Here is a 1552-nt window from a genome sequence, read left to right on the forward strand (position 1 = left end):
AGCCTTTTTTATGCCAAGAGGAAAATATAATGCGTTGGAGAAGCTCGCTGTAATTCAAGAAGTATCAAGCGGTAAAATCGGATTTCTGGCCGCTGCAAAAAAATATGGGATAAATAAAACGACTTTGATGAAATGGCAACGTCGCTACAAGCTCTACGGTGAGGATGGGCTGGTGAGTCAGGAACGGAATCGCAGCTATTCGGCTGAGCTTAAGCTTCAAGCAGTGAGGGATCACCTTGAGGGAGGACTCTCTCAATACGAGGTCATCGCTAAATATCGGATTGCGAGTACCACGCAGCTCATCAACTGGATAAAGAAGTATAATGGTCATAGCAGCTTAAAAGCCTACAAAGGGGAACCAAGAGCTATGACTAAAGGTCGCACTACGACGTGGCAGGAACGAATCGATATTGTCCACCACTGCTTGGCAAATCAGCATAATTATCATAAGACAGCAGGAGAGTTTCAAGTCTCCTATCAGCAAGTATACCAATGGGTGAAGAAGTTCGAAGACGGCGGACCAGACGCGTTACAGGATGGTCGAGGGAGAAAGAAAGCCCCGGAAGAATTGACCGAAGCGGAGCGCCACAAGCTAGAGCTGAAGAAGATGGAATATGAGATGGAACGGCTTCGGGCGGAGAATGCATTTCTAAAAAAGTTACGGGAATTCCAAAGGAGGCGAAATTAAGTCAACACCGCCAAGAGAACACCTATCTTGTCATTCAAGCGCTTCATGAAGAAGCGTTGTTTAGCGTGCAACTGCTGTGCGAAATCGCTGGAATTGCACGTTCTAGTTATTATGAGTGGCTAAAACACGAGCCTAGTCCACGGGAGCAAGAGAATGAGCAGCTGACAAAGGTGATGATGAGCATCTACGAGCAAGTGGAGCGTGTCTATGGGTACCGTCGATTAACGCTGCACATGCGCAGACATACGGGGAAAACCATTAACCACAAGCGCGTAGAACGGCTCATGAAGGTGATGGGCATTCAGTCCGTGATTCGTAGGAAGCGAAAGAAGTATGCTAACGCCACCCCGCAGCAGGTGGCGGAGAACGTACTAAACCGAAACTTCCATGCGGATGCACCGAATGAAAAGTGGCTTACCGATGTAACGGAATTCAAGTACGGCAATGGCCAGAAAGCGTATTTGAGCGCGATTCTCGACCTTCATGATAATTCCATCGTCTCCTATGTATTGGGGCGTTCCAATAACAATCCACTGGTATTCGATACACTGAAACTAGCTATGCAAACAGCTCCAGAAAGCAGTCCCCTGCTTCACAGCGATCGCGGCTTCCAATACACTTCCTTAGGCTTTAAAGCGCTCTTGGATGGCAGGCGCATGACCCAGAGTATGTCACGTGTGGGGCGCTGCATCGATAACGGACCGATGGAATCTTTTTGGGGAACGCTCAAATGCGAGAAGTATTATTTGCACACCTACTCTTCGTATGAGGAGCTTGAAAAGGATATCCAAGCCTACATAGATTTTTATAACAACGACCGACTGCAAGCCAAATTAAACGGCCTCAGTCCAATGGAATACCGGA

The 1552-nt window shown here is 47.6% G+C and carries 1 protein-coding gene; it reads left to right on the forward strand.

The features are described from left to right. Positions 1-10: 10 nt before the first annotated feature. Positions 11-1552 (forward strand): IS3 family transposase gene (locus ACFFK0_RS30620; protein ID WP_377475253.1). Its coding sequence is split into 2 segments (ribosomal slippage), with 1543 coding nucleotides annotated over them: positions 11-662 and positions 662-1552; the frame shifts between segments, so codons are not numbered across the junction. This gene is flagged as partial in the annotation.

The sequence above is a fragment of the Paenibacillus chartarius genome (genome assembly GCF_042432825.1).
Classification (GTDB): Bacteria; Bacillota; Bacilli; order Paenibacillales; family NBRC-103111; genus Gordoniibacillus; species Gordoniibacillus chartarius.